This is a genomic window from Desulfobacter sp. (assembly GCF_050177295.1).
The window spans coordinates 1-2894 of sequence record NZ_JBFXHE010000500.1 but is presented as its reverse complement, the minus strand read 5'-3'; the positions used below and the strand labels follow the sequence as shown (position 1 = coordinate 2894).

Below are 2894 nucleotides of genomic sequence, written 5' to 3'. Positions count from 1 at the left end.
TCTCGATGGCAGAGCGTTCTTGGTCAAAAAGGATGGCCGGTGATACGGGGACCCCGCCTTCCTCCTTGATCCGTACCAGAGCTTCATGGCCGACCACACGTTTGTGAGCAAGGCTGTATATGGGCTGAAGTGCTGTCATCAAATTCAGGTTATTGAATTTACCGGTCATGAAAGGGGCGTGATGTTCCGTCTGTTGCTGTATATAATTCAGGTCGAGCTTTAATGTCTTTTTCATCTTTTTTTCATATAGGGTGTCAGTTTTTTTTCCGCATTACAGTTTTGTGAGTTTGTCCCTTGTGGGCTATCCTAAGAAAAAAAGCAAATAGAAAAAGCAAATTTTATGCCACGTCGAGAATACCAACTAAGCAATCTGAAATTGAACTACACATCTTCAAAAATGTAATTTAATAGATATTTTTTGCTTCATAATTGTAATAAAATGCAATTAATAAAATAATACTGCTATTGAAAAGCTATCTGTTTCCAGTTAGATGAACTTGCTGGTATCAAATTTGCCTCTTTATTTGCAAAAAAAATGTAACGCCGATTAAAATGAATAGGAGATACAAGATGCTGTTAGGATTTATGAAAAAGAGAATAACTGAAGCGGGATCAGACCCAATGAGTGAAATCGAAATAATGCTGGAAAGTACATGGGATCTTACCATGACGCATTCCGTGAAAAATGAGGTGCCTGAAGCCAGGGCTGTAAATGCTTTTAATAATTTTTTTAAAAAGCTTAACCGCACCATTACTTCCCTTTTAAGAAATATAGTCGCTCTGGCCGCACTGGCACCTGAACTCACCGCTTTTTCCAAGACCTTTCGACAGTTGGCCGGTGAACAAGAAGCTAAAGTGGCCGACATTGCCGAGGCAGGGGACAGGATCTCCCTGGGTGTTGAGGACATTTCAACCAGTACGGGTGAGCTGAACCAGAACTTCACTGCCATGAAGGTGGATCTGGAAACTGCCATGAACCAGGGAAAGCTTAGTATGGCAGGATTCAACGAGATCAAATCACAAGTCAGTATTCTCGTGGATACCATCCAAGTTCTCAGAGAAAATTCAGCCTTGATCGGTTCCATATCAGACACCATTAACGCCATATCAGACGAGACCAATATCCTTTCTCTCAATGCCCGTATTGAAGCAGCAAGGGGGCAGACCGACGGAAAAGGATTCAAAGTAATCGCCGAAGAAGTTGGGCTTTTGGCAAAACAGTCTAAAGCTGCCACCAATGACATAAAGGCGCGGCTGGAACTGCTGGGGGAAAAAATAGCGGCAACCATTACTGCCGTAGAAACAGTGGAACAGCATGTCGCAGCTTGTGAACGACAGATCCTGGATGCAAATATGTCCATGGACCATGTCTATTCCCAATTCACCCCCCTCTCCAAAAGCCTGGACACAATCAGTTGCGCCACCCAACAACAGGCCAAAAATATAAAATGGATAACGTTTAATATAGATGAAATTAAAGCTTCCGCCAGGCATCAGACAGCTGATGTAAACACCATCCTGACCATTGCGAACCGTGTGGCTTCGGCCTGCGACGGAATGGTTACAGACGCCGGGGGATTCCATATTTCCGGTCACGCCAGCGCGAAGGCTGCCGCCCTTGAAATGGCGAGAAACACAGATATAGCAAGCGGTAAACGCAACATCAGGGAGAAAACGTTAATGACATTTCTTGATCGGTTCCCATTTGTTGAGTTGGCCTATATCACCGATACGGAGGGCAGACAGGTCATCTCCAATATTTATGCAAAGACCTTGGCCGGAAGAAAAGGGCTCACGAAAGGTATAGGCAGTGACTGGTCCGGCAAGGAATGGTTCACCAAGGCACTTAGCAATAACGCACCCTTTGTATCAAAGGTATATCGGTCATCCGCCACCCGGGAATTTTGCTTTACCGTTTCGCTACCGCTCAGGCATGCCAGTGGAAATACCGTAGGAGTTATAGGTATTGATGTGAATTTCAGGGATATACTGGAGATATGAAGGATGGCTTATGTCGCTATTTTTTAAATGCCTGTTGTAACGGCCATAAACATTTATCTATCAAGATTGATGGTGGTACTTTATTTAGATATGGGCAGATAACAATCTTTAATTGAGATCCCGGCCCCATTCTGGTATATCCTGCATCATCATGGCATATATTAATAAACAGATGCTCACGGCTGTGGTGGCTGATGAACACGGCAATATTTTTGAACTGGACGGATATGCTGCCGCGGGTATGTCCGGAAATGATTTTTTTATTCTGACAAAATCCGGTACCTGTCCCATGCCCCACGGCAGTGAACTGATGATGCTGCCAGACAGAGCGCCCATTGTGTTCAACCTTGTCACCGACCGCTTTGAAACCCTTGAAACCAATCCTTTCCAGCCGGATCAGCGTATTTATCCGGTGGGTGTGTTCAACTCCCCGGGGTACGTGAACTTGCATTTCTGCGCCTATGATGATGTTGGCATGGATACGCCTTTGCCTCTTTTTTCCTACGGTGCGTTGGGGTTTGGGAAAAATAATTTCCGGTCCGCGGCCCTTCAGGTGGATGACGAACCCCGACAGGATCTGCGGCTGATGCCCATTGACCAGGTTCAGAAAGGGGTTGAAAAATATAGAAAAAAATATCCGGACAATCGGCTGATGCGCCACCTGGAGAAATGCGCCCTGGAATACGGGTGTCCGGCCGGTAAAAATTTTTTCCTGGGCCGGTATGAAGCCCCGCTGCCGACATCCGTGGTCTGCAACGCCCGGTGTCTTGGATGTATCTCCCTTCAAACGGAAAATAATCTTTGCGCCTGCCAGGAGAGAATATCCTTTATCCCTGATCCGGAAGAGATTGCAGGCGTTGCCCTGGAACATATCCTGAAAGTTGAAAAGGCCG

At 45.7% G+C, this 2894-nt stretch carries 2 protein-coding genes and 1 pseudogene; 2 read left to right on the top strand and 1 reads right to left on the bottom strand.

Annotated features, from left to right (window positions below):
* Nucleotides 1-235: hypothetical protein (locus AB7U36_RS21705; protein ID WP_428161688.1), on the bottom strand; the 235-nt coding region annotated here is incomplete at its 3' end.
* A gap of 335 nt (nt 236-570) precedes the next feature.
* Here AB7U36_RS21705 and AB7U36_RS21700 point away from each other — a divergent pair.
* On the top strand, nt 571-2001 hold the full coding sequence (locus tag AB7U36_RS21700) for a methyl-accepting chemotaxis protein (protein WP_287126056.1): 1431 nt from the start codon (nt 571-573) through the stop codon (nt 1999-2001).
* A gap of 151 nt (nt 2002-2152) precedes the next feature.
* A pseudogene (locus AB7U36_RS21695) lies at nt 2153-2894 on the top strand (radical SAM protein); the annotation flags it as partial.

Coding starts and splice junctions, on each gene's coding strand:
- AB7U36_RS21700 (WP_287126056.1), top strand. CDS start 571: ATGCTGTTAGGATTTATGAAAAAGAGAATAACTGAAGCGGGATCAGAC.